This window comes from Clostridium sp. CTA-7 (genome assembly GCF_054768095.1).
Window position 1 is genome coordinate 89,495 of sequence record NZ_BAAAAV010000006.1, and the last position, 25,062, is coordinate 114,556.

The following is a 25,062-nucleotide window of genomic DNA, read 5'->3' on the forward strand; positions in this document are numbered from 1 at the left end:
AATCTAAATGATGTATAAAAAAGGGGGAGCTTACATGGGAGACTTATTAAAATTTAAAAAATTTATAATTGAAGCGAAGAAAAATACTTATGCTTCAGGTGCTAAAAAAGAAACACCTTCTAGGCCAAACTCAAAGGATTATGCCTATAAAAAATTTAATTACTATTATCTAGATAGCCATCTAGGTGATAGAGAATTTATAGGAGAGGAATTAGTTTGGGAAAATGAAAAAGTTTCCTGGGGAATGAATTATAAAGGACAAGTTCTTGTTGATGAATTACCTTCAGGATTTAATAATTTTTTAAAGAAATCTTTAAAAAATGTATCCGATGATTGTCCGTTTAGAGGACCTAAATATTTTAAAGAAGATGATTTTACATATCAATGCAATTGGGATGGTGATTTAGCTTCTTTTAATGGAGTTGAATCAATATCACATAATGGAATTGAAATATTTAAGCTCTACTTTCATGGTGGAAGTCTAAAATAAATATCATTTGTTTTAAAGTAAAAGAAGCTTTACAAATAACTAAATTTATTTGTAAAGCTTCTTTTCATACTCTTAATAGTTATAAGTATATATAACTATCCATTAATAATTATAACCTAAATATATCTTATTATTATTTTGCTTCTTCTACACTCTTACCCAATATTTGGATTCCTACATATACTGCTAATATAGATATAGGTAGTACAATATACCAAGCTAATCCAAAACCCGCTGGAATATATCCAAATAAAATTGTAATTGCAGCTATAAATAGTGAATACCACATTTGAGTGTTAACATGAGCAATATGATTACAACCTGCTCCCATTGATGAAAGTATTGTAGTATCTGATATTGGTGAACAGTGATCTCCAAAAATAGCTCCAGTTAAAACAGCACTTGTACTAACTATTACATAGCTCATATCTGGATTCATTGAATAAGCTAGTGGAATTGCAAGTGGCATTAGTATTCCCATTGTTCCATAAGCCGTTCCTGTTGCAAAAGAAATAACTGCACCTAAGGTAAATATTAAACTTGGAAGCAAGAAATTTGGTAGTGATCCTGAAAGTAATGAAACTAGATATTTAGCAGTTCCTAAATCCTTTATTACAGAACTTAGTGACCAAGCTAATAATAAAATTACTCCTGTTATAAGTAATGGTTTCATACCATCTATCCATGTTTCTATAGCTTCAGAAACAGTAAATATTTTCTTAGATACTCCCATTATAATTGATACTATACTTGCTATTAATGCTGATTGGAATAATGCTACTGATGCATCTGATGCACTAAATGCTTCTTGTATAGCCTTAAATGATACTGGTGAATTAGTCATTATATTTTGAAGGGCAACATCTTCACCACCCATTATTACTGTATAACCACTAAAATAGAAACATATTAATGAAGCTATAACCAAAACACCTATTGGTATTATAGCATTCCATATACTTAACTCTACACCTTCCTTTGGTTCAAGGTCTGAATGATCTAAGTTAGAATCTGATGCAACTTCATCAACATTAGAGTTTAACCCTCTTTTTCTTGCCTCTACTTCTGCCTTATACATAGGACCAAAATCCTTTAATAAAACTGAGGTAATAAATACAAATACTAATATTAGTATATTATAAAATCTATATGGTATAGTTTGTAAAAACACTCCAAAAGCATCAACTTCTTGCCCTATTCCATTTATAAAAGCATCATTTATTAGCCCTACTTCTAACCCTATCCAAGTAGATACAATAGCTAATCCTGCTATTGGTGCTGCTGTTGCATCTATTATAAAGGCTAGTCTTTCTCTTGATATTTTCATCTTATCTGATACTGGCTTCATTATAGGACCAACTATTAATGAATTTGCATAGTCATCAAAAAATACAGCTAACCCTAATAATAATGTAACTAATTGTGTGCTTCTAGCATTCTTAGCCCTTCTTGCTAATGCTTCTGCAACAGCCTTAGCCCCCCCCATTTTAGCAACTAAGTGTATAACTCCCCCTATAACTAATACCTGAAGAATTATACCTGCATTCCATGGATCAGATAATGAGTTTAAAACTCTAGATACAAAATCTAAAAAAGATTGTGTAACTGCTCCAAGAAAAGTATTATCAACTAATTGAACTAAAAATGTACCTGATAAAGTTCCGATAAACAAAGATATAATAACATTCTTTGTTATAAATGCTAAAACTATTGCTACCACCGGCGGTATCAAAGTTAATAATCCGTAATGATTTGCATTAGATGTAGATTGATCTACCTCTGCTGCGAAAACTATTGATGTTGACATTAAAATCATCATCATAGTCATTAATATTAATCTTAGATTTCTTTTATTATTCATAATGCTCCCCCTATATATTTCATGAATAATTTAAGGGCAGAAATTAAAAAGAGCCTTGAGTTTTCACTCAAGGCTATAGATACACTTTAATTAATATTCTAAATAAAGTTAAAAATCCTCAAGCGATAGCTCACCACAAATTAAGTTTGTGACAGTGTTACACATATTTTGTGAAACCCCAGCCATATGATATTAAAGCATTAATCATACGCTTCGGCGATAATTCCTTTTCTATTAAATCAAAGTGCTTACCTCATTAATAGTACTCTTAATTATCGCGCCTCTACCCTTGTCGTTATTCATATTTAATTTACAGGATTATTATACAGTTTTTCACTAGTTGAATCAACCTTTAATGCCCAGCCTTAATTCTATTTAACTAATCTATTGGCCATAAATTCTTCTATTTCCTCTACTGTCTTAATCATTTCTTTAGTTAATACTTCATTTCCATTATCTGTTATCAAAATATCATCTTCTATTCTTATTCCTATACCTTCATTTTCTATGTATATTCCAGGCTCAACAGTATATACCATTCCAGCTTCAAAGGTTACATCCCTATTTTCTAACTCTATATCATGAGTATCCATACCCAAGCTATGACCTATACTATGATAATAAAATTGAGATACATCTTCCTTTTTAGAAATTAATCCAAGAGATATACACTCCTCTGCAACCCACTCTTTAGCCTTATTGTTTAAATCTATGAATTTAACTCCTGGCTTCATTTCTTTAATAACTCTTTCATTTACTCTAAGAACTGCGTTATAAACTTCTTTTTGCCTTTCAGTAAACTTTCCATTAATAGGGAAGGTTCTTGATATATCACCATTATAATATTTATATTGAGCACCTAAATCAAATAATATTAAGTCCCCAACCCTTAATTCTGAGTCATTACTTACATAATGTAAAACAGTTGCATTTTTCCCTGCTGCTGCAATAGTTTTAAATGCAAAGTCTTTTGCACCATTTTTCTTACAAATAAAATCAAAGTAAGCTTCAAGTTCGTACTCTTTTATGCCCGGCTTAGAATTTCTCATTAATTCTTTTACGCCTTCTATAGTAATTTCTATAGCTTTCTTAATCCTGCTAATTTCTTCTTCAGTTTTTATAAGTCTTAAATTTCCTATAATCTTATATGCATTTTTAATATTTATATTATAATACTTTTCCTTAATTTCATTTATATACTTATATGATGAATTATCTTTTTCTAAATCTAAATATATATTTATGTCTTCTTTATTAATTAATATTTTTTCTATAAACCCGTTAAAATCCCCTAAGTACTTAACATCTTCTATATCACAAATGTCTAATACTTCTTCTTTTCTAATAGTTTTACCTTCCCATTTTTCTGTAATATGATTTACCTCTTTTATAAATAAATGTTCATTAGTTTTTCCATTCATTTTCGATAAAACTAAAATATGCTTTTCTTCATCTATTCCTGTTAAATAATAAAAATTTCTATTTGGTGTAAAAGGATATTTTTCGTCTGCAGTTTTCTTTGGCGAATTACCTGCAAATAATATTAATAAAGAATTATCTTTAATGTTTTCTAAAACCTTATTTCTATTATTCTTATAAAACTCTTTATTCATAAATTCACTCCCTCTTATTTATTCCATAGCTAACACTTTAACACTGACTACATTTGCTAACCCTCTTAAAGTATTAACTAAGTGCTTTAAATCTTTTTTCATATTAGATATATCTAATGTTATGGTTACATTTGCAGCCATATTTATAGGTATATCTTGATTTATTGTTAGTATATTTCCCTTATTAAAAGCTATACAATCTAAAACTTTAGATAAAGTTCCAGCTTCATGAGATAATAAGACAATTAATGTTATCTTTTTACTATTTATCCCCTCTGACATAGGGAAAATATAATCTTTGTATTTATAAAAGGTACTTCTACTTATTCCTGCTTGCTTTACAGCTTCGCTGATATCCTTTGCCTTTCCAATAAGAAGGTTTTCTTTAACCTCTAAAACTTTTTTAAAAACCTCTGGTAGTACCTTACCATTAACTATATAAAATTTTTCTGAAGCCACTAAATCACCTACCCTATAAAAATTAAAAAGCTATATAATTTATAATTATATAACTTTTTAAAAATAAAATACATATTATTAGTGATGTTATTTATATGTGAATCTTATTTGATTTCTTTATTCTAACAAAAAATGTTTTTAAAAGTGAAATCAATATAGATATAACTCCTCCCAAAGCAAAGCATAGCTGAACATTATCTATAAATAAACCAACTAATACTCCAATTCCTACTCCATATGCTAGAAATATAGCTAAAACTTTTATTTCTTCGTCTGACAAAAATAACCTGTCATTCCACTCCATCTCTAAAACACTTCCCTCCCTTTTTCTATACTATTATTATAGGATATTTTACTATATAACTAGTTACAAAATTATTACGTCTTTATTAAAATTTGTTAAATTTTAAAAGTAAATTTTAGTTTAATAAATTTTCTATAATATGAATTTGCTTACTAAAAAAATAGCTGCTATTATTGCCGTTAAATCTGCTAATATAGCTGCCCATAATGTATGTCTAATTTTTTTAATTTGAACAGCTCCAAAATAAACTGTTATTGTATAAAATATAGTTTCTGTAGTGCCCATAATTACCGAAGCTATTAAACCTATAGCTGTATCAGGTCCATATGTTTTTAATATATCCGTTAAAATACCCATTGCCCCGCTTCCAGATAAGGGTTTTACTAAAACTAATGGTATTACTTCTTTAGGTAACCCTACTACTCTACCTATTGGAGATATAAAATTGTTTAATATATCTAACAATTTAGCTTCTCTAAATATATGAACAGCTATAATCATAGCTAATAAATATGGAAATATGTTTAAACAAACTTGTAATCCTTCTTTTGCTCCTTCTATAAACCATTCATACACCTTTCGTCCTTTAAACATTCCATAGGTAATAATTATTACAACTATTATAGGAATGATACTTTTTGTTAAATACTGAAACATTCTAAATCACTCCTTTTAAAAGTACTTCTGTAAGATTTTACAGCAAATAACTCCCATTACAGCTGCAGTGGTACTTGCTAATATAGCGGGTAATATTATTGCCCCTGGATTACTTGAGCCACAAGCAGCTCTTATAGATATAATGGTTGAAGGTACCAATTGTATACAAGCTGCATTTAAAACTAAGAATAATGCCATGTCATTTGATGCAGTTCCTTTTTCTTTATTAAGTCTATCCATTTCTTGCATAGCTTTTATTCCAAATGGAGTTGCAGCATTGCCAAGTCCCATCATATTAGCTGTTATATTCATAACTATAGCTCCTAATGCTTTTTCATCTTTTGCAGCTTCCTTAAATATTAGTTTCAAAATTGGTCTTAGAACCTTTGCTAGTTTATTAGTAAATCCACTTTTTTCTGCTACTTTCATAACTCCGCACCAAAAACACATCAGCCCAACTAATCCTACAATAAGAGATACCGTTGAATCTGCTGAAGTTATTATTGATTTAGATATTACCTCCCCATTTCCAGTAAATAATCCTACAAGTATTCCTAGAAATATCATTATGAACCAGATATAATTTATCAAAATTTCACCCCTTATGAATTACTTATACAATATATGCCTTGCATCAAATATTTATTAGTGATAGGATAAATATATATAATACTAATTATGTTTATATACATAAAGGAGACGAAATATGAAGGAATCAAACTTAAAATTAGCTCAAAAAGATATTGATGACGCTCTAAAAACTGTAGAAGATATGGTAAGTGTAATAGATAACGCCGATCTTCCTAAGGATGTATTAAAAGAAAAATTTGTTACGCTAACAGAAAAGGTTCAAGAATTAGAAGAAATACTAAAAACTGAAGGAATTCTATAAAGTTTATAATAAAAAAGTTCACCTATGTAAATTTTGCTTATTCCGTCGCTTCGCTTCAAGTCATCGCAAAATTACATAGGTGAACTTTAAATCTGAAAGAAGGAAATTATAAAAAGTTATTCACAGGGTAAATTTTTTATAATTTCCTAAAAAATAAAATAAAAATTGACTATATAAAATTAATTTTATATAGTCAATTTTTATACCCATAACTCACATTTTTAATTGATTAGATAACCCATTTCTAATCTTATAAATCATACACTCATATTTTCTCTTACACACAGTTGAAATTTGAAAACGTTTAATAACTTACTTTTATTATATCATGGTTTTTATTTCCTGGCAATATATGATTTAAAAAAATAAAAATGTAGTGGTAAGACCACTACATTTTTATCTTATTTTTATTTACAACTTTCTCTTTCAACTAATTCATAATCAAGAATAAATTGTGATTCATCTAGTTCCTTTTTATTCAACATTTTTATAAGCATTCTCATAGCTACTGATCCCATATCATAACTAGGTTGCTTTATTGTTGTTATCTTTGGATAAAATACTGAGGAAACTGCGTTATCATTAAATCCTATAACGCTTACATCTTCTGGAACTTTTTTACCACGTTCTCTTAATGCATTTATTACTCCCATAGCAATTTCGTCTGAAGCGCAAACTACTGCACTATATTCCTTTTTGCTATTTTCGAATTTTTCAACTGCTTCGTATCCAGTACCAACCTTTAAGTTTTTTGTGTACACTAGATTATCATCTAATTTAATACCTCTATCATTTAAGGCATTTTCATAACCTATGTATCTATCTCCCCAAGCGTTCATACTACCTTTTTTAGCTCCTGCAAATGCTATGTTTTTTAAACCTTTATCAATAAGATAGCTTGTAGCTTCTTGCATAGCTTTTACGTTATCTATTGTTACGCTAGGTAAACTTTCTTCCTTATCTTTAGTTTCAACTAAAACTGTAGTTAAATCTAACTCATTTATTATATCCAAAGTTTCTTCTTGTAGTGATGAACTCATATATATAACTCCATCAACCATCTTTTCTTTAAGGACTCTTAAATATTCTTTTTCCTTTTCGTCATCAAAATCAGAGTTGCATAATATTACATTGTAATCATAAATATTTGCAACATCTTCAGCTCCTCTAACTATTTCTGGGTAAAAACCACTTGAAATATCAGGAACTAAAATTCCTACTGTTTTTGTCTTTTGCGTTTTTAAGCTTCTTGCTACTATATTAGGTCTATATCCTAGCTTTTTTATTGCATCTAAAACCTTCTTTTTTGTGTCCTCGTTTACAACATCTATGTCATTTAGAACTCTAGAAACAGTAGCAATAGAAACACCCGCTTCTCTAGCAACATCTTTTATAGAAGTAGCCATACCAACATCACTCCATTTTTATTTTATAGTCTTTTATCCCTATTCTAACTATATATTATACTCTTTAACGGTAATTAATACAACATTCAAGGATTTTCTTTATAAAAATTTATTATAATATAGTCAAAAAGTTAGAAGTTTAACCAAAACTTCTAACTTTTTAATCTATTTTATAATTTATCCTAATACCTCAACTGTCATATTTAGCTTTTCTCCATTTATAACAGTTTCAATATAATCAACTTCTGCATCTATCATAATCTCTTGCGTTAATGTTTCTCTTTTAATTATATCAGAATACTTATTAGCAACTTCTAATAACATATCATTTCCTGATATATATAGTTTTATCTTATCTGATACTTCAAAACCTTTTTCTTTTCTCATATTTTGAACCTTAGATATTATTTCTCTTAAATGACCTTCTTCTTTAAGTTCTTCTGTAATAGTTGTGTCAAGAACAACCCCAATTTGACCTTCACCAGCAAAAGCATATCCTTCTAGTCCTTGCATTGTTACTAAAACACTTTCACTATTTAAAACTATTTCCGTTCCATCTACTACTATAGTTTCAGTTCCACCATTTTGAAGCTTTTGAGCAAGCTCCATTTGATTTCTTGAAGCTATTTCTTTTCTTATTCCTGGAATAAGCTTTCCATAAGCTCTTCCTAATACAGGTAAGTTAGGCTTAATTTCAAAGTTAACATATTGTGAAAGATCTGCTCCAAACTCTACTGCCTTTATGTTAAGTTCATCTTTTATAATATCACCATAATATTCTGGAATAGCATCTGTTGATAATAGCATCTTTGAAAGTGGCTGTCTATTCTTAATATTAGATCCATTTCTAGCACTTCTTCCAAGTTTAACTATTGTGTAAGCTAAATTCATTTCTTCTTCTAAATTTTTATCAATAGCATTTTCTTTAACTTCTGGCCATGTACATAAGTGAACACTTTCTGTAGCATTTTCATCTAAGTTAACTACTAGGTTTTGATAAATCTCTTCTGATATAAATGGTACAAATGGAGATGTAACTTTAACTAATGTAGTTAATACTCTATATAATGTTACATAAGCACCAATTTTATCATCAGTTAATTCTTCTGACCAATATCTAGCTCTATTTCTTCTTACATACCAATTAGATAATTCATCAGTAAACTCTTCGATAGCTAACGCAGCTGGAGTTATTTGGTATGAATTTAAGTTATCATCTACATCTTTAATTAAAGTATTAAGCTTAGACATTATCCATTTATCCATTACATTTTCTGATTCAAAATCAGAATATTTTAATGGATTAAATTGATCTAACTCAGCATATAACACATAGAATGAATATACATTCCATAATGTACTTAAGAATTTTCTTTGAGCTTCTGAAACATCATCTACTGAGAATCTAGTTGGAAGCCATGGAGCACTTGCAGTATAGAAATGCCATCTAGTTGCATCTGCACCTTGAGCATCTAATACTTCAAATGGATCTACAACATTTCCCTTTGACTTAGACATCTTTAAGCCCTTCTTATCTAGAACGTGACCTAAAACTATACAATTTTCAAAAGGATTAGTATCAAATATAGCTGTTGAAATAGCTAATAATGTATAGAACCATCCTCTTGTTTGGTCAACAGCTTCTGATATAAATTGAGCTGGGAAGTTCTTCTCAAATAATTCCTTATTCTCAAATGGATAATGTAATTGTGCAAACGGCATTGAACCTGAATCAAACCAACAGTCAATAACTTCAGCTGTTCTAGTCATCTCTTTATTACACTTAGAACATTTTAAATGTATATTGTCTATATATGGCTTGTGAAGTTCTATATCTTCTGGAACATTAATTCCTTTTTTCTTTAAATCTTCTATGCTTCCTATACATTCCTTATGGCCACATTCACATTCCCAAATAGGAAGTGGAGTTCCCCAGTATCTATCTCTTGAAATACCCCAGTCAATAACATTTTCTAAGAACTTACCAAATCTACCTGTTCTTATGTTATCTGGATACCAATTAACCTTATTATTATTTTCTAAAAGCTTATCTCTTAAAGTTGTCATTGCAACAAACCAGCTCTCTCTTGGATAGTAAAGAAGTGGTGTATCACATCTCCAACAATGTGGATATGAGTGAGTATGCTTTTCTGCTTTAAATAACTGATTACGCTCTTCTAAGTATTTAACTATACTTTCATCACACTTCTTAACAAACTTACCAGCCCAAGGAGTTACTTCTTCAACAAAGTTACCACTAGCATCAACTAAGTTTATAAAAGCAATTCCATTTTTCTTTGCAACTAAACTATCGTCTTCACCATAAGCCGGAGCTATATGAACTATACCAGTACCATCTGATAATGTTACGTAATCACCATGAATTACTTCAAATGCCTTACCTTCAACTTTTCCAAATGGAAGTAATTGCTCATATTTAGTTCCAAGTAATTCTGTACCCTTAAATTCTTTTATTATTTCAAAATCTTCACCTAATACTTTTGCTGCTAAATCTTTAGCTACTACTAATATTTCATCATTAACTTTAGCTTCAACATAAGTGTATGATTGATTTATGCATAATGCTAAATTTGATGGAAGTGTCCATGGAGTTGTTGTCCAAGCTAGTATATACTTATTTTCTTCTCCTACAACTTTAAACTTAGCTATTGCAGTTAAGTCCTTAACATCTTTATATCCTTGTGATACTTCATGTGATGAAAGACCTGTTCCACATCTTGGGCAATAAGGCATAACCTTATGACCTTTATATAGAAGTCCTTTGTTCCACATTTGACTTAAAGCCCACCACACTGATTCAATATATGGATTATGATAAGTAACATATGGATCTTCCATATCAACCCAGTATCCAATTTGTTCAGTCATTTTTTCCCACATATTAACGTAAGTAAAAACTGACTCTTTACATTCTGTTACAAATTTTTCCACACCATAATCTTCAATTTGATCTTTTCCTGAAATACCAAGCTTCTTTTCTATTTCAAGTTCAACTGGAAGTCCATGAGTATCCCAACCAGCTTTTCTTATAACCTTATATCCCTTCATTACCTTATATCTTGGGATTATATCCTTCATAACCCTTGTTAAAATGTGTCCTACGTGAGGTCTTCCATTTGCTGTTGGAGGACCATCATAAAATGTGAAATATTCTCCATCTTGATTCATATCAAAATTCTTTTTGATAACATTATTTTCTTTCCAAAGGTCTGCTACTTCTTTTTCCATACCAACAAACCCCTTTGGTAATTCAACCTTTTTGTACATATATAAACTCCCTTCTGTTGATTAATTTATATTAAAAGCTACTAAAGCTTTAAGGTTTTACTTAAATAATATGAACTATTCTTAAGTTATATCTTAGATTATTAACTATAGATAGTTAATTATTCACAACCTAGTTGTTAATAGGTAATATAACTATTTAAATATATAAAAAAAACTTCGCCCAATAGGACGAAGATAATTCGCTATACCACCTAAGGTTAGAGGTTCCCCATAAATATAATTCATATTTGGAAACTCTTTATTTCGAGTACAATCATACTCTATCCTTTAACGCAGGCTAACGTGAAAAACTTAATCAGTAATTTATAACCTTTCAGCCTCAAACTCCTAGGTGATTTTCATTAGTCTTCTCTATGACTTTACACCAACCAGTCACTCTCTTAAAGTATCTAACTAAGTACTTCTCCTAATCATAGCTTTTAAATATTTAATAAATAATAAATAATATAAATATAATCATTATGTTAATAATAATTATATTCTACTACAAAGTAAAATAATATAAAAGATTATATTGAAGAATATTTTATATTATTTTTCACAAAATAATAATATAACTATTTGTTTAGATATTAAAAATTAACTAATAATTTTTATCAATTAGTATTGACTTCCTATAAAAGCGGATATATAATATAAACATAAAGAATAAACATTAAATTTATTTTTTATCCCCTTTATTTTCCTTAGTAAAATTCTTATTAATATTAGGAGGAAAACTAGATGGAAAATAACTTAAACGAACAAGTCCTTGATAAGATTACTAAAGTTTGTACTTGCAAGGCAATACCAAGATCCAAAATAAAAGATGCAATCAAAGCCGGAGCCCATACTGTAGAACAAGTTTCTAAGGCAACAGGAGCTTGTACAGGTGGATGCAGAGGCTACAGATGTACCCCTACAATCCAAAATTTGATTGATAAACATCTGGAAAATAACTAATATAGTTCCCCCAAACTATATTAGCATATAGATTATATCTCCCCTAAAACCACCTGTTATGAAATCAGGTGGTTTTTTATTTCTTAGAAAATTCTAATGGATAATCCACAATTCTTAAAAGTATCTTTACTTATATCAATATGTTCTAATTCTTTATTTTTATAATTATCCTTTGTTATACTTTCACAAGTTAATTTATCTATTGTATTTTCCACATACTTTCTTATTCTTCTTGGAGTTGGTATAACAATTGCCTTAAATATCATATATATCTCCCCAAATAATTGCTTTATACTATAATTATATTTGTGTTTATATTTAATATTCATACTTAGGGGCATAAATTTATGAATGAGTTTAATATATATATATATTATTAAAGAAAACTAACCTTGATAAAAAAGAAAAATATAATTTAAAAAATTAATTATTAGATTATTTAAACAATCTAATAAAGGAATATTAAAATCAAAGCTTATCAGAAAAAAAGTGCTGTATCATATTGAATTTTATTATTCGATATGTATAGCACTTTCCTTTATTATCGTGCAGGCCTTGGCTTATATCCCGCATTTATAGCTTCTTGTTCATTGTTAAATTGTACATAACCTTCAGCCCCCATAATGTCATACACCTTATCTCTTGGAAACACGTAGAATTTTCCACCTAATTTTTCATCCTCATATCCCCTAACTGGACTATTAGATGTTACTACTTGAGTTTTATCATTTTGTGCAACGCTAGTGTTTTTTGGTGCTAGTTGATAACCTGCTGCCTCTGCTTGTGCCTCCGTTGCAAATTCTTCATAGCTTCCAAAGTTAGATAATTTATTATATAGTGGATCAGATGGGTATCTATAAAATTTATCTCCATTCTTTAAGTCAGCAAATCCTCTTATTTTCTTATTTAAAGTTTGAACTTGTGAATTAACCTTTTGCTCAGCTTGCTGTGCTTCTTCTTCAGCTTTCTTGGTCTCCTCTGTTTTTTTTGCCTCTTCAGCTACTCTTGCTTCTTCTGCCTTTTTTTCATCTTCAAGTTTTTTTATTTCCTCTTCTTTTTTTGTTTCTTCAAGTTTTTTATCTTCCTCAGCCTTTTTAGCTTCTTCGGAAGTTTTAGCACTTAGAGCTAACTTTTCCTCTACTCTATTATCAGAAAAAGCCTTATAACCTATTCCTATACCCCCAATTACTGCTATTGCTAACAATTTTGCCATGGTTGCTTTAAGTCTTTTTGATTCCATACTCATTCTCCTAATCACCATTTGATTATTTTCATATAAATATAAATTGTAGTTTTTACCCTTTTACATAGAAACTTTTATATGTATATTGTATCAAATAATTCTACCAAATTAAACCTAAAATGTACTTATATTACTTTTAAATTTGAATTTATATTTAATATTCATAAAAATAAATATAATACTTTATTATAACTTTATAACCATTTTGGTTAAATATTTATATTTTTTAATTTCATGGTATTTATTATTGTTAATATTATACTACAGTTATTATTAATATCACCGAATAAGTCCTTCTTAAATTGATAACCTAGTTTAATCTCACACTATTGCTTATCAATTTATATAAAATCATTATATTAAACTTTATAATATTTCTTTAATTATATATATGTTATAATCTTATAAGAATTAATCTGAAAGGAGCTAATTTAATGGCAAGTAAATTCTATTTACATAAAGGAAAAAATAAAAGAGCTGAGCAAGGAAGACCTTGGATATATGTTGATGAAATAAATGAATATGATGGAGATTATAAAAATGGAGATATAGTTGAAGTATATAACCATAAAGGATTCTTCATTGGCAAAGGTTATATAAATGATAGAAGTAAAATAACTATAAGAATAATGACTAATGATATTAATGAAGAAATAGATGAGGAATTTTTTAAAAAGAGATTCTACAATGCCTTTAAATATAGAAAAACAGTTATAGACACATCATCTTGTAGATTTATTTTTGGAGAAGCTGATTTTTTACCTGGTCTTACTGTAGATAAATTTGAAGATTATTATGTAATTCAAATTTCTACTTTAGGAATGGATCAATATAGAGATATAGTAGTAAAAATTTTAGTTGATGAATATGGTGCTAAAGGTGTTTATGAAAGAAGTGATATTAAAACAAGAGAAATCGAAGGCCTTGAACAAACTAAAGGCTTCTTAACAGAGACATTTGATACAAATATTCAAATAGTAGAAAATGGAGTTAAATACATAGTTGATTTAGAAAACGGACAAAAAACAGGTTTCTTCTTAGACCAAAAAGAAAATAGAGCTGCTATGCATAGAATCTGTAAAGATAAAGAGGTTTTAGATTGCTTTACTCACACAGGTTCCTTTGCTTTAAATGCTGGTATTGCTGGAGCTAAGTCAGTTCTTGGTATAGATGTATCCCAACATGCAGTCGATTGCGCAAGAAGAAATGCTGAACTTAATAACCTACAAGATACCGTTAAGTTTGAATGTCATAATGCCTTCGATGTCCTTGGAGAATGGTCAAGAGAAGGTAAACAATTTGATGTAGTTATATTAGATCCACCAGCATTTACAAAATCAAGAAATACAATTAAATCTGCTATTAGAGGCTACAAGGAAATAAATCTTAGAGGCTTAAAAATGGTTAAATCAGGTGGATACTTTGCAACTTGCTCATGTTCACATTATATGAGTGAAGAACAACTTAAAAAGACAGTTCTAGAAGCAGCACATGATGCTAGAAGAACATTAAGACAAGTAGAAATTAGAACTCAGTCTGCTGACCATCCAATACTTTGGAATTCAGATGAATCATATTACTTGAAGTTCTTTATATTCCAAGTAATTTAACTTATTTTCTATTACTTTAGATAATATTGTATTTATACTACAACTGATAGATATCAACTTATAATTGAAGGTATCTTTTAAAATAATAGCTCCTTATTAGTAATAATTTATATTTTAGTTATTACTAATAAGGAGTTATTTTCATTATCTAAAAAATTATCTTAGAATCACACACTCCATCATCTTCCTTATTAAGTTAAAATTGATAAACATCAAATGAATAAGTATAATTGAAATACCATTAATATACAGCTAAAAACATTTTTTTGTAACGAAATTAATAAAAATCGGATATATATTGTGGGAGGTGAAATAGTGCTGAGTATAGAGGAGATTTATAGAGAGAATGTAAAAACGGTGTATCGTTTCTTATATAGCTATGTACATGATGCTGATTTATCAGAAGAATTAACTCAAGAGACCTTTTTAAGAGCAATAAAATCTCTTAATAAATATAATGGAAAATGTAAAATTTCAGTTTGGCTTTGTCAGATAGCCAAACATGTTTTGTATCAGGAATTTGATAAAAAAAATAAAAGTAAAACAACAGAGCTTAATGACAATATAGAATTTAATCACTATTCCACAGAAGAATTAGTTATTTCCTCTGAAAATAAAAAAGAGATCTATAAAATAATACAATCTCTAGATAATGTTACTAGAGAGGTTATGTATCTTAGACTTACAGGAGATTTGAGTTTCAGAGAAATTGGTGAAATTCTCAACAAAACAGAGAATTGGGCTCGAGTTATTTTTTTTAGAGGAAAATCAAAAGTTATTAGGAGGGTTCAAAATGAATAATGATTTATCATGTAATGTAGTAAAAGACTTATTACCTATATATTTAGATGGAATTGCAAGTGAAGAAACCAATATATATGTAAAAAAGCATTTAAGTGAGTGTCAACTCTGCCTAAATGAATATAAAAAATTTTATGAAATTACAGAAAAGAAAAATAAAATAGTTGTTAATGAAGCATCTTCAATAATAAGATTTAAAAAAAGAATAGCGGCTTCATTTATTACAGTTGTTATATCAAGTATTCTATTAATAAGTTTAGCTATGTTTTGCTTTCATCGCGAGTCAATTTACAATAACCCAACAATTTTTGAATTTTTCTCATTAATAGTTTTATATATCGGAATGTATTTTTTACCTTTACTAGGACTATTTGTTTCTATAATATGGAAACAAATAATTAATAAAAAGGATAGCTCTTTTTGGCCAAATGTAATCATTTTACTTTTAGGAATATGGATTCTAGTTGAAATATTATTACTATTATGGCACTTTTTCGTGATTATTAGAGGTTATTAATCAATAAGGAGGTATAATTATGAAGGAAAATATTTCATGCAATATTATTCAAGATTTATTGCCAAATTATATTGAAGGAATCATTAGTAATGAAAGTAAAGAATTAATAGATACACATCTTGATAAATGTGTTAGCTGTAAAAAAGAATTTGAGAGTATGAATTCACTACTTGAGGTAGCTCCTGTTAAAGAAAGAGAATTCGATTATTTAAAAGGAATACATAAAAAATGTAAGAATATTTTACTTATATGTATTATTCTTAGTTGTGTTGCTTTTATACTAGCAATATTTAATAGTGAACCAAATATTGATGAGGCTTTCTTTACATTAGCATTATATTTGATGATTATAGTAGTGGTAATTATAAAATATTTATTGTCATTATTCGGTGCAATAGTAAGTATTTTAAACTACAAGAAAACAAAGAAAAAATAGTTAATCTTAATTTTTATTATGTGTAGTTATATATTTTTAAACTCACTAATTTCCTTAATCAATAATATAGTTAACTATGGATTTTAGTATCTATTTGAACTTTTATATTATAAGTAAAATACAGAAATATGCTATGAATAAAAACAATGCTCTATGGAGTATTTTGAAAATTATCTTGATATTTTTATAAGTTTATCTTTTTTAAATTTGTAACTCTTTTCTATTATAAAGCTTACTAAATAAACTTTAGCGTAACCTGAGAATTTTTTATAAATAAAAAAAAGATTAGCACTCCTTTTATGATACTAATCCTGTAAAAATAAATATCATTTTTATTTATTTAGATAATCCGTAGCAATATCTCTTGTAGTTTCTATAGATGGTAGCATAGATATTATTATTAAAAAAATACTTAAAGTATCAAAACCATCTCCTTTTAATAATAATTTTTGTAATATAAAAAATACTACACTAAACCCAAAAGGTATTATATTTTTAAGAAATAATTTCTTTCTTATATTTTTTTCTATATAATATTCTGCATTTACCATTCCTATGAAAGCAGCCATCATAATAAATGTACCAACTCCGATTGACTGAGACTTTCCTGCATTAGATTTATTAACCTTATATTTTTGTTTTCTTGGTAATTTTTTTCATAAGGTATATTATCTTTCTTATTTAACATTATTATTTCAATAATATTATTTATTATAAATAATATTATTGTTAAAATAATTTTTAATTTAAAGCTTAATTTAAATTCTGCAAAAGCCACAAAACAACCAGCAAATCTTATAATAAAATCAACTATTGCATGTTTTTTTATATACAAATGCTCTTTATGATATTTGGTCTCTATTAAAACTGATGTTACTGTTAAGAAAACAAATGGTGATAATACCCAAAGAGCAATATAACCTTAAATTTTTATATTAGAACTTATTAATATGTATGCAAAGTTATTTAAATAACAAAGTATATTTAAATATATTATACTTTTTATCTTTTTCTTCATAACTCCCCCTAAATAGTCTTTTATATCAATTCCATGAGTCTTCTTTTTCCTAATTTCATATGTTTTTTATATTAATCTTATTTTACTTAAATTTCTCAAAACCCCTATATATAAATTTATATGTCTACAATAAATAATATTGTGTCATTTTCCTTTCTATTTCCCTAAAATTATAACATAAGTCAAAGTTTAGACCTGCTAAGCTTGACGTCTATGTATGTATGTCCTCCTACCACCATCTATTTATGGTTAGGAGGACATATTACTGATAAAATTTTAGCTATACTTTCTTTTCTATTAACAATAATATTTATATTGTATTAATGGCTCTAGTAATTATTGTATAGTAATTATAAACTAATACTATAAGTATGGTAATAATCACATTAACAATTATAAATATTGTATTTTTCTTGCTCACACCTCTTTGATTGATTAATATTTTTCTATTTATATCTCCCCAAATTATAAAAATGGCTATTTCAAATAAAATAATCAAATCATATTTAATTAGTAATATACATACTAACAAAAAAATCAAATTGATACATATTGAGCTTAATAACGGTCTTTTATAAAGCAAGTTTCTCACGGTAAACTTCTACCTAAAATCCATTAATTTTAATAAATAAACTTGGATTTTCCTTTCCAATACATTTATATACCAAATAACATATTATGTATTATTTGGTATTTTCTATTAAATTACCATGGGTTTACACTATAACCTACCATAGTTTTTGATAACGTAGCTCCCCTCTCCAAATTTGCACATGCTCTTAATTGTGCAATGGTGTATGCAACACCTAATCCATAGATAATTGCTGCAACATCTACTGCCCATGCTAATGGTCCTCCAATCGCAGTTGCCAATGCACCAGTTCCAGCCGCTCCAACTATATTAGCTTCTAATAAATCTGCTGTAGCACTACATTCCTTTGCCGATAGGTTGATAGCGTATCCCCACCAATAATTTATTTTTTCAGCTCCTCCATCAACATATTCCATTTCCTCTCTATCAATTTCTACATAGTTTTTTGGCATTTGTAATGCATATTCTCTTTTTAAAACAAATGTACTCATTTTTATTCTCTCCTTGTATTTATATATATTTTAAAAGAATGTTGAATCTATGCAAAGTTTTAAAAAGTACTTATATAACCTGTGCGCGCTATACTTATTAATCTTCACTTTAATTCAAATTTCTTTTAATGCAAAGTAATTAACTAAATTTAATTCCTATAAGTTCTAAAATATATTTCATATAAGTTATTTTTTCATACTTAACCCTTGTTTCTGTTACCATACCTATGCTCAAGTTAACTTTTTCTCCTTTAGAGTCTTCTAAATATGTTTTATCTGGTTTAACTTTAACTTTAAAAAATATATTTCCTTTTTCATTATCTATGGTAGCATCCTCATCTATACTTATTACTCTTCCTGGTATTGTTCCATATTCAGACTGAAGTAATCCTCCTACTGCTAAAGAAACTTCATCACCTACATGTATTCTTGGTCTATCACTAGATGGTAACATTGTTTCTACTATTAGTTCTTCTTCTTTGCTTGTTATTGTACCTATTAATGCCCCACCTTGGAGCACCATACCAGTTGTTAATGGTGTATTTAAATGTACTGTTCCACTTTTTTGTGCAACTACTTGGTACTGATCTTTTCCTTTTTCTAAAGCTTCTTTTTGTGCAATTAGCTTTGAAAGTTCTACTTCATATTGATTTTTTTCATTTGTAAATTCTGAGATAGTCTTATAATAATGTTCATCAGCTTTGTTTTTTTGTGTTTTAGCATATTCTTCAATTTGCTTATCTTCAATCCCTTGTTTTTTTAAAGATTCCTTATCTATATTAAATTCTTTTCTAGCTATATAAGCTGCAGTTAATTTATTATAAAATTCACTTTCTACATCACTATATCTATCAAAATAATTTGTTCCATTTGTTGCATTTTCTTCAGCCTTTTTTAACAACTCAATTCTCCTGCTAAAGGTATCTATTTGTGCATTTATTTGCTCTAATTGAAGGTCTGACTCAACTCCATTAGTTGTAAATAATACATCTCCTTCTTTTATCTCAGTACCTTCACTTATAAAAACATCTTTTATTTCTCCTGCTCCTTTAGTCATAATATGAGATTTGTTTTCTGAAACTACTAACCCTTGTCCTTTTACCATATATGTTTTAACAGATTTATCTGCCCAAAATAGCCCTGCTATAATTAACGCTGTAACTATCAAAATAATATAATTCATAAAGGCTGGAGGCTTTCTATCGTAAAGTATCTTACTATCAGTAATTTCATTTAGCTTATATACTTTCAAGTAATTCTCCACCTTTCATACATTCCATAAATACATCAGCTACTATATTTTCTTCTTCTTTTTTTACAAAAACCGTATAGGAATCACCCTTTAACTTAATATTATTTTCAAAGGCATATACTCCTAACTTTTTATAAGCAAACTGTAAGTTTTCTTCCTTTTCAGTAAACCTAGCAAACAAACAATTATTTACTCTTAACTGTGATTGTAATTCATAAGGTTTTTCTATATTATGAATTGGATTTTTTAATTGAACCATTAGCTTTATTATTACTTTTGCTTGTCCATTTTCATCTACTTCCACTGATGAATAATTTATCATTGGTCCAAGAGTAGAATTACCTTTTGATTTTATATAGCTATCCAGCATATAAGTAATTTGATTTATATCAATTAATTCATTTTCACTTACTTCCCTAATTAATACATTATTAAGTTTTAAGGTTTTATTTTCTCTTAAAACTATTTTTTCAATTATATTCATACTCTTCACCATCCTCTACTTCTATTTCTTTTGCTTCTGTATCTAAATTATCTTTAAATATTATTTCCTTTTCTTCTAAAGAACCTACTTGACTTATATAAAGCTTATAATAATAACCTTTTTTCTTTAATAAACTTTCATGGTCTCCTGCCTCAACTACTGTTCCTTTATCCATAACATAAATTATGTCACAGCTTCTTATAGTTGAAAGTCTATGGGCTATCATTAACATTGTTATACTTTTACCTTTTTTAAATAAAGTATCGAATATTTTAGCTTCACTTATAAAGTCTAAGTTACTTGTAGCTTCATCTAATATTAAGAAGCTTGGCTTTTTGATTAATGCCCTTGCTAGTGCAATTCTTTGCTTTTCTCCACCGGAAAGTCCTCCCCCAGCTTCTTCTAAGAAGGTTCCATATTTTCCAGGTAACTTTTCAATAAATTCTCTACACCCTGCATTTTCGCAGGCTGCTTTAATTTCTTCATAGCTTGCATTAACTTTTCCTAAAGTTATATTTTCTTTAATAGAACCTGAAAATAACTCTACATTTTGAGGAACATATGAAATATTTTCTCTTAAGTTATATAAATCTAATTCTTCTATATTGTATCCATTAACATTTATTTTTCCTTCTTCAGGAGTATAGTACTTTAATAAAAGCTTAGAAATAGTAGTTTTACCACTTCCTGATTCTCCAACTAATGCTACCTTTTTGCCTTTAGGTATTTTTATACTTATATCTTTTAATACTGGAGATCTACTTCCATATCTAAAAGTAATATTATTTAATTCTATATCTCCATCTATTTTTTCTAATTTTATTTTTTCAACCTCATTATCATCTTGTTCTTTTTCAACTTCGTATATTTCTGAAATTCTCTTTAATGAAATACTAGCTTCTTGGATACTTAATTGAAGTCCTATAAGTCTTCCAATTGGATCCATAAAATATCCTGAAAGAGTTGAAAATGCCATAAGACTACCTAAGGTAATATCTCCATTCATAATCATTCTAGCTCCTATGTACATAAGAACTAAATTTCCTATTGTTGATACTGCTCCTGATATTGATCCTTGAATATTTGATAAAACTCCTTCTTTAAAGGCAATTTTTAAATTTTTAATATACTCTACTTCTAATTTTTCAATACTTTTTTCCTCTGCTGCATGAACCTTTATAGTTTCTATGCCCTTTAAGCTTTCTATAATATGGCTATTTAGCCTAGCTCCTGCCTCCATTTGTTCTAAGTTAATCTTTTTGTAAGGAGCTTTAAAAATATAAATTAATGCAGCGCTTATTATTGTTAATACTAAAATAACTATAAATAATTTTTCATTCATTACATAAAGTATGGATGCAGAAACAGTTGCTAGTACAATATCCATTATTAAAGATAATGATACTGATGTTAGTATATTTTTTATTGTAAATGCATCGCTAAATCTAGTAAGAATATCTCCAACCTTTCTTGCTCCGAAAAATTTCATAGGAAGTTTATATACGTGTTTAAAGTATCCTAATAATAATGGGATATCTATTTTTTGAGATAGGTATAAAAGCATATGTTGCCTTATTGCTCCTAATCCTATTTGAGTTATTCCTAAAACTAAGAATCCTATAACGAATATATTTAACTGATTTTTCAAATTATATGGTAATATTTCATCCATAAGTATTTTATTGAAAAATGCAGACGCTATTCCTAAAACTGTAAGTATTACAGAAACTATTATGCTATATATAAAAAGTGATTTTTGAGGAGTTAATAATTGAATAAAATTAGATAAAATTCCTTGTCCCTTTATCTTACCAGGGTTAAATTCATTGTTTGGAATTAATAACAGTAAGACTCCATCAAAGATTTTAAAAAATTCATCTATATTCTTTTTTTCTCTTCCCTTTGCAGGGTCTAATATTATTACTTCTTCTTTTTTAACTTTATGCACTATAACAAAATGGCTTAATCCTTCTTTTGTGATAATATGAGCAATTGCTGGAAGTGTATATTTACCTTTAAAGCCTTCCTTATCAACTCTAATCGCTCTAGTATCAAAACCTAATTTTTTAGCTCCATTTTCTAATCCAGCTAATGTTGTCCCTTTTATATCAGTACCAAGTATATCTCTTAGTTTAGTTATAGTTATTTCTTTTTTATAATACATGCAAGCTGTAGCTAGACACGCAGCTGCACAATCTGTTATATCATGTTGTCTAACTAAATAATTTTTACCTCTCATAAACGTAAATTCTCCTTAACGCTGGATTTCCAATAACCATTTTCTTTAATCTCTATAATAGTATTCTACTATACGTTTACAAATTATCTCATATTAGTAAAACAAACTTATTTTTTTATAAAATTCGCATTATCTTTTGTCATGAAATTCACTTTTTATATAAAATTTGTATATAAAAGTCATTTATATTTTTAGTTATTTTACAAAAAAAGCTAGAAACACTCATTTTTTTATGCTTCTAGCTTTTAATATTTACATAATTAATTTTTAGTTTATTATAATAGTTTTAAACACCTTATTGATACTAAACACTTATCTCCATTAATCATATGAATTATTCTATCTGCTTTGTTTATGTAGTCTATATTATCCTTATTTACTATATATGATGTATGACACCTACAAAATCTATCATCTAAAGATTCTTGTATCTCTTTCATTTTTCCGTAAAACTCAATTTTTCTGCTTTTACAATGAATCACTATTTTATGCACTGCTTTAGATGTTTCAAAAAATAATATTTTATCATAGTTAACTCTAATTGTTTTATCTTTAAATTTAATCAAAAACGCTTTTTGTAGATGTGTAGATTTTGTTATATACTTATTATAAGCATTTTCTAAGCAATCCTTAATGCTCTTTCTAATAATTTCATAATCTCCCTTAATAATATAATCCATAGCTTCAATTTTATAAAAGAACGTTAAATACATTAATTCTGGATGTGCAGTTATAAATATTATAAATCCTCTTGGATCATATTTTCTTATTTCATTTGCAAGCATTATTCCATTAGTATCACTATTCAGATTAATATCTAAAAGATAAATACCACTTTCTTTATTATCTTTTATACTATCTATTAATTCACTAGGATTATCTGTTTCCATTTCTAATTTCATATCATAATCTTCTATTAAAATTATATTATTCACCATTTCTTTTAACTTATCTCTATGTTCCTTATTCTCTTCGCAAATATAAATTTTAAGCATTATTCCTCCCGTTTTACCAATAATTACACATTTTAATATAAATCTTTTCTGTTGTCAATTTATTAACAATTATACAAAATTAATATTTATAAATCTATTAATCGTATATTTCATTTCTTATTCATTAATATTTCGTTATAAAAACTAACAATGTTATAATAAAAAAGCTATTATCTCCCATATATCTATGAGAAATAATAGCTTTTTACTACTTGTAAGTTTCTGTGAGAGTTTTATTTTCAGTGGTTATTTTTTAACTAGTTTTAGATTATTTACTATTCTAATTATTTATAGAACTCTTGTGTTGCATAGTAAGTGTTCCCTATTTTATAGACTCCAACCCCTATGCTACTAAAGTTTGATGAAAGTATGTTTGCTCTATGTCCTGGAGAGTTCATCCAGTTGTCCATAAATTGTGTTGCCAAAGTTGAATTACCATTTACACCTTGGATATAGGCAATGTTTTCTCCCCAAGCTCTGTATGATACTCCATCAGCCTTCATTTTTTCTGTTATTAATCTACCTTCTGGGTCTTTATGATCAAAGTATCCTCTGTCTCCCATATCTTTTGATTTAATTCTTGCATAACTTTCCATAGTTCCATTGTAGCTTAATGCTGGAAGTCCTGCTGCTGCTCTTTCTTGGTTTACTCTTTGGAAAATAGCTTGTTCAATTTCCGCTATATAGCTACTGTCAGAAGTACTTGGTTTTTCAGCAGGTGCTTGTCCACCACCTTGAGATGGAGTTTCTACTGGATTTTGTCCTTGAGTATTTTGTCCATCTGTATAGCAGTTTTCACCAGATTGATTATTTCCGCCTGACTTATCAGCTTGTACATTTGTTTCTTTGTTATTATTTAAAGATTCATTATTTGCATTAGTATTTGATTCAGTTGAAGCCTTATTTTCTGAAGCTACAGCATTATTAGCTGTTTCTGTTGGTTTTTTAGCTTCTTCATTTTTTGTTTCTTTCTTTTCAGATGAAGCTTCACTGTTAGATTGAATCTTTACACCATCATTATTAGTTACATTAGTTTTGGAAGGCATAAAGAAACTTCCTACCCCTAAAGCAATTGATAATCCTGTTGATGCTAATAACATTATTAATTTTGATTTTATCATTTGTAAATTCCCCCTTCAGATTTGTAATTCATCTGTCGAAACTATACTAACATATGACCTATAGCTTCTAAATATGAGTTAGTTTCTATTTATTGAATAATGTTCTATCAATAGTAATTGTCTTATTGTAATTGATTTTTTTCCCATAAAACATTTTCATAAAATTTAATTTATTTTTTTATATAATTTTTATTAAATAGATATTATTTAAACTATTGATATCACAAGGATTACAATGTGTGTATTTTTATAATAAAATGCATCCTATTCATTAACATCGCTATAATTTTCATATTTCTCCCTAGATATAATTACCAGAATATTTTTATT

The 25,062-nt window shown here is 27.9% G+C and carries 24 protein-coding genes, 1 riboswitch and 1 other annotated feature; of the genes, 7 read left to right on the forward strand and 17 right to left on the reverse strand.

Annotation, left to right across the window (positions count from 1 at the left end):
• The first annotated feature begins 34 nt into the window (after positions 1 to 34).
• On the forward strand, positions 35 to 490 hold the full coding sequence (locus ACYUEX_RS12625; RefSeq protein ID WP_460288519.1) for a DUF5680 domain-containing protein: 456 nt from the start codon (positions 35 to 37) through the stop codon (positions 488 to 490).
• 133 nt (positions 491 to 623) lie between these two features.
• Here the strand turns inward: ACYUEX_RS12625 and ACYUEX_RS12630 are convergent, their stop codons facing one another.
• The 6 genes from ACYUEX_RS12630 to ACYUEX_RS12655 form a co-directional block, all read right to left on the reverse strand.
• Positions 624 to 2,351 (reverse strand): Na+/H+ antiporter NhaC family protein, encoded by a 1,728-nt coding sequence (locus tag ACYUEX_RS12630; RefSeq protein WP_460288520.1) that lies wholly within the window; start codon positions 2,349 to 2,351, stop codon positions 624 to 626.
• Positions 2,352 to 2,469: 118 nt separating this feature from the next.
• A riboswitch (Lysine riboswitch) is annotated at positions 2,470 to 2,645 on the reverse strand.
• A gap of 77 nt (positions 2,646 to 2,722) precedes the next feature.
• Positions 2,723 to 3,964, reverse strand: a complete 1,242-nt coding sequence (locus ACYUEX_RS12635; protein WP_460288521.1) for an aminopeptidase P family protein — start codon at positions 3,962 to 3,964, stop codon at positions 2,723 to 2,725.
• Positions 3,965 to 3,982: 18 nt separating this feature from the next.
• Entirely contained in the window at positions 3,983 to 4,423 is a 441-nt protein-coding gene (locus ACYUEX_RS12640) for an ACT domain-containing protein (protein ID WP_411169426.1), read from the reverse strand.
• 91 nt (positions 4,424 to 4,514) lie between these two features.
• Positions 4,515 to 4,727: a hypothetical protein gene (locus ACYUEX_RS12645; RefSeq protein WP_411169425.1), complete on the reverse strand. Its 213-nt coding sequence runs from the start codon at positions 4,725 to 4,727 to the stop codon at positions 4,515 to 4,517.
• Positions 4,728 to 4,859: 132 nt separating this feature from the next.
• A complete protein-coding gene (locus tag ACYUEX_RS12650) occupies positions 4,860 to 5,384 on the reverse strand; it encodes a spore maturation protein (RefSeq protein ID WP_411169424.1) in 525 nt (174 codons plus the stop codon).
• A gap of 15 nt (positions 5,385 to 5,399) precedes the next feature.
• The gene (locus ACYUEX_RS12655; RefSeq protein ID WP_411169423.1) at positions 5,400 to 5,975 is read right to left on the reverse strand and encodes a nucleoside recognition domain-containing protein; all 576 of its coding nucleotides are present in this window, start codon (positions 5,973 to 5,975) and stop codon (positions 5,400 to 5,402) included.
• 115 nt (positions 5,976 to 6,090) lie between these two features.
• Here ACYUEX_RS12655 and ACYUEX_RS12660 point away from each other — a divergent pair, with 115 nt between their 5' ends.
• Positions 6,091 to 6,276: a hypothetical protein gene (locus ACYUEX_RS12660; RefSeq protein ID WP_411169422.1), complete on the forward strand. Its 186-nt coding sequence runs from the start codon at positions 6,091 to 6,093 to the stop codon at positions 6,274 to 6,276.
• Between the two features lie 407 nt (positions 6,277 to 6,683).
• On the opposite strand, the gene ACYUEX_RS12665 is transcribed toward ACYUEX_RS12660, so the two are convergent.
• Positions 6,684 to 7,682 (reverse strand): LacI family DNA-binding transcriptional regulator, encoded by a 999-nt coding sequence (locus ACYUEX_RS12665; protein WP_460288522.1) that lies wholly within the window; start codon positions 7,680 to 7,682, stop codon positions 6,684 to 6,686.
• Positions 7,683 to 7,859: 177 nt separating this feature from the next.
• The gene (gene ileS, locus ACYUEX_RS12670) at positions 7,860 to 10,970 is read right to left on the reverse strand and encodes an isoleucine--tRNA ligase (RefSeq protein ID WP_460288523.1); all 3,111 of its coding nucleotides are present in this window, start codon (positions 10,968 to 10,970) and stop codon (positions 7,860 to 7,862) included.
• 182 nt (positions 10,971 to 11,152) lie between these two features.
• Positions 11,153 to 11,414 (reverse strand) — a binding site (T-box leader).
• A gap of 300 nt (positions 11,415 to 11,714) precedes the next feature.
• Between ileS and ACYUEX_RS12675 the strand changes: the two genes are divergently transcribed.
• A complete protein-coding gene (locus tag ACYUEX_RS12675) occupies positions 11,715 to 11,933 on the forward strand; it encodes a (2Fe-2S)-binding protein (RefSeq protein ID WP_016206921.1) in 219 nt (72 codons plus the stop codon).
• An 83-nt stretch (positions 11,934 to 12,016) separates the two neighbouring features.
• On the opposite strand, the gene ACYUEX_RS12680 is transcribed toward ACYUEX_RS12675, so the two are convergent.
• Both ACYUEX_RS12680 and ACYUEX_RS12685 read right to left on the reverse strand, forming a co-directional pair.
• Positions 12,017 to 12,199, reverse strand: a complete 183-nt coding sequence (locus ACYUEX_RS12680; RefSeq protein ID WP_460288524.1) for a hypothetical protein — start codon at positions 12,197 to 12,199, stop codon at positions 12,017 to 12,019.
• Between the two features lie 275 nt (positions 12,200 to 12,474).
• Positions 12,475 to 13,173 carry a hypothetical protein gene (locus tag ACYUEX_RS12685; protein WP_460288525.1) on the reverse strand — a complete coding sequence of 233 codons (699 nt, stop codon included), beginning with the start codon at positions 13,171 to 13,173 and terminating at the stop codon, positions 12,475 to 12,477.
• 437 nt (positions 13,174 to 13,610) lie between these two features.
• Here ACYUEX_RS12685 and ACYUEX_RS12690 point away from each other — a divergent pair, with 437 nt between their 5' ends.
• The 4 genes from ACYUEX_RS12690 to ACYUEX_RS12705 all read left to right on the forward strand — a co-directional run bounded on the left by ACYUEX_RS12690 (position 13,611) and on the right by ACYUEX_RS12705 (position 16,540).
• Positions 13,611 to 14,786, forward strand: coding sequence for a class I SAM-dependent rRNA methyltransferase (locus ACYUEX_RS12690; protein WP_460288526.1), 1,176 nt, complete (start codon positions 13,611 to 13,613; stop codon positions 14,784 to 14,786).
• A 315-nt stretch (positions 14,787 to 15,101) separates the two neighbouring features.
• Entirely contained in the window at positions 15,102 to 15,587 is a 486-nt protein-coding gene (locus ACYUEX_RS12695; protein WP_460288527.1) for an RNA polymerase sigma factor, read from the forward strand.
• On the forward strand, positions 15,580 to 16,104 hold the full coding sequence (locus ACYUEX_RS12700) for a zf-HC2 domain-containing protein (RefSeq protein ID WP_460288528.1): 525 nt from the start codon (positions 15,580 to 15,582) through the stop codon (positions 16,102 to 16,104). Before ACYUEX_RS12695 ends, ACYUEX_RS12700 begins: the two co-directional genes overlap by 8 nt.
• Positions 16,105 to 16,123: 19 nt before the next feature.
• Entirely contained in the window at positions 16,124 to 16,540 is a 417-nt protein-coding gene (locus ACYUEX_RS12705) for a zf-HC2 domain-containing protein (protein WP_460288529.1), read from the forward strand.
• Positions 16,541 to 16,872: 332 nt separating this feature from the next.
• On the opposite strand, the gene ACYUEX_RS12710 is transcribed toward ACYUEX_RS12705, so the two are convergent.
• The 7 genes from ACYUEX_RS12710 to ACYUEX_RS12740 form a co-directional block, all read right to left on the reverse strand.
• On the reverse strand, positions 16,873 to 17,112 hold the full coding sequence (locus ACYUEX_RS12710) for a hypothetical protein (RefSeq protein WP_460288530.1): 240 nt from the start codon (positions 17,110 to 17,112) through the stop codon (positions 16,873 to 16,875).
• 1,151 nt (positions 17,113 to 18,263) lie between these two features.
• The gene (locus ACYUEX_RS12715; RefSeq protein ID WP_460288531.1) at positions 18,264 to 18,641 is read right to left on the reverse strand and encodes a hypothetical protein; all 378 of its coding nucleotides are present in this window, start codon (positions 18,639 to 18,641) and stop codon (positions 18,264 to 18,266) included.
• Positions 18,642 to 18,780: 139 nt separating this feature from the next.
• Complete coding sequence (locus ACYUEX_RS12720) at positions 18,781 to 19,893, reverse strand: HlyD family secretion protein (protein ID WP_460288532.1); 1,113 nt, start codon at positions 19,891 to 19,893, stop codon at positions 18,781 to 18,783.
• Positions 19,880 to 20,377, reverse strand: coding sequence for a hypothetical protein (locus ACYUEX_RS12725; RefSeq protein WP_460288533.1), 498 nt, complete (start codon positions 20,375 to 20,377; stop codon positions 19,880 to 19,882). Before ACYUEX_RS12725 ends, ACYUEX_RS12720 begins: the two co-directional genes overlap by 14 nt.
• Positions 20,364 to 22,616, reverse strand: a complete 2,253-nt coding sequence (locus ACYUEX_RS12730; protein ID WP_460288534.1) for a peptidase domain-containing ABC transporter — start codon at positions 22,614 to 22,616, stop codon at positions 20,364 to 20,366. Before ACYUEX_RS12730 ends, ACYUEX_RS12725 begins: the two co-directional genes overlap by 14 nt.
• Positions 22,617 to 22,891: 275 nt before the next feature.
• Positions 22,892 to 23,611: a LytR/AlgR family response regulator transcription factor gene (locus ACYUEX_RS12735; protein ID WP_460288535.1), complete on the reverse strand. Its 720-nt coding sequence runs from the start codon at positions 23,609 to 23,611 to the stop codon at positions 22,892 to 22,894.
• 284 nt (positions 23,612 to 23,895) lie between these two features.
• Positions 23,896 to 24,732, reverse strand: coding sequence for a CAP domain-containing protein (locus ACYUEX_RS12740; RefSeq protein WP_460288536.1), 837 nt, complete (start codon positions 24,730 to 24,732; stop codon positions 23,896 to 23,898).
• Between the last annotated feature and the right edge of the window lie 330 nt (positions 24,733 to 25,062).

Bases quoted from the DNA above. Each gene is read 5' to 3' on its own strand.
- ACYUEX_RS12735 (WP_460288535.1), bottom strand. From the start codon at position 23,611: ATGCTTAAAATTTATATTTGCGAAGAGAATAAGGAACATAGAGATAAG.
- ACYUEX_RS12700 (WP_460288528.1), top strand. From the start codon at position 15,580: ATGAATAATGATTTATCATGTAATGTAGTAAAAGACTTATTACCTATA.
- ACYUEX_RS12680 (WP_460288524.1), bottom strand. From the start codon at position 12,199: ATGATATTTAAGGCAATTGTTATACCAACTCCAAGAAGAATAAGAAAG.
- ACYUEX_RS12710 (WP_460288530.1), bottom strand. From the start codon at position 17,112: ATGATGGCTGCTTTCATAGGAATGGTAAATGCAGAATATTATATAGAA.
- ACYUEX_RS12715 (WP_460288531.1), bottom strand. From the start codon at position 18,641: ATGAGTACATTTGTTTTAAAAAGAGAATATGCATTACAAATGCCAAAA.
- ileS (WP_460288523.1), bottom strand. From the start codon at position 10,970: ATGTACAAAAAGGTTGAATTACCAAAGGGGTTTGTTGGTATGGAAAAA.
- ACYUEX_RS12690 (WP_460288526.1), top strand. From the start codon at position 13,611: ATGGCAAGTAAATTCTATTTACATAAAGGAAAAAATAAAAGAGCTGAG.
- ACYUEX_RS12685 (WP_460288525.1), bottom strand. From the start codon at position 13,173: ATGGAATCAAAAAGACTTAAAGCAACCATGGCAAAATTGTTAGCAATA.
- ACYUEX_RS12660 (WP_411169422.1), top strand. From the start codon at position 6,091: ATGAAGGAATCAAACTTAAAATTAGCTCAAAAAGATATTGATGACGCT.
- ACYUEX_RS12635 (WP_460288521.1), bottom strand. From the start codon at position 3,964: ATGAATAAAGAGTTTTATAAGAATAATAGAAATAAGGTTTTAGAAAAC.
- ACYUEX_RS12740 (WP_460288536.1), bottom strand. From the start codon at position 24,732: ATGATAAAATCAAAATTAATAATGTTATTAGCATCAACAGGATTATCA.
- ACYUEX_RS12675 (WP_016206921.1), top strand. From the start codon at position 11,715: ATGGAAAATAACTTAAACGAACAAGTCCTTGATAAGATTACTAAAGTT.
- ACYUEX_RS12645 (WP_411169425.1), bottom strand. From the start codon at position 4,727: ATGGAGTGGAATGACAGGTTATTTTTGTCAGACGAAGAAATAAAAGTT.
- ACYUEX_RS12705 (WP_460288529.1), top strand. From the start codon at position 16,124: ATGAAGGAAAATATTTCATGCAATATTATTCAAGATTTATTGCCAAAT.
- ACYUEX_RS12625 (WP_460288519.1), top strand. From the start codon at position 35: ATGGGAGACTTATTAAAATTTAAAAAATTTATAATTGAAGCGAAGAAA.
- ACYUEX_RS12630 (WP_460288520.1), bottom strand. From the start codon at position 2,351: ATGAATAATAAAAGAAATCTAAGATTAATATTAATGACTATGATGATG.
- ACYUEX_RS12725 (WP_460288533.1), bottom strand. From the start codon at position 20,377: ATGAATATAATTGAAAAAATAGTTTTAAGAGAAAATAAAACCTTAAAA.
- ACYUEX_RS12665 (WP_460288522.1), bottom strand. From the start codon at position 7,682: ATGGCTACTTCTATAAAAGATGTTGCTAGAGAAGCGGGTGTTTCTATT.
- ACYUEX_RS12730 (WP_460288534.1), bottom strand. From the start codon at position 22,616: ATGAGAGGTAAAAATTATTTAGTTAGACAACATGATATAACAGATTGT.
- ACYUEX_RS12650 (WP_411169424.1), bottom strand. From the start codon at position 5,384: ATGTTTCAGTATTTAACAAAAAGTATCATTCCTATAATAGTTGTAATA.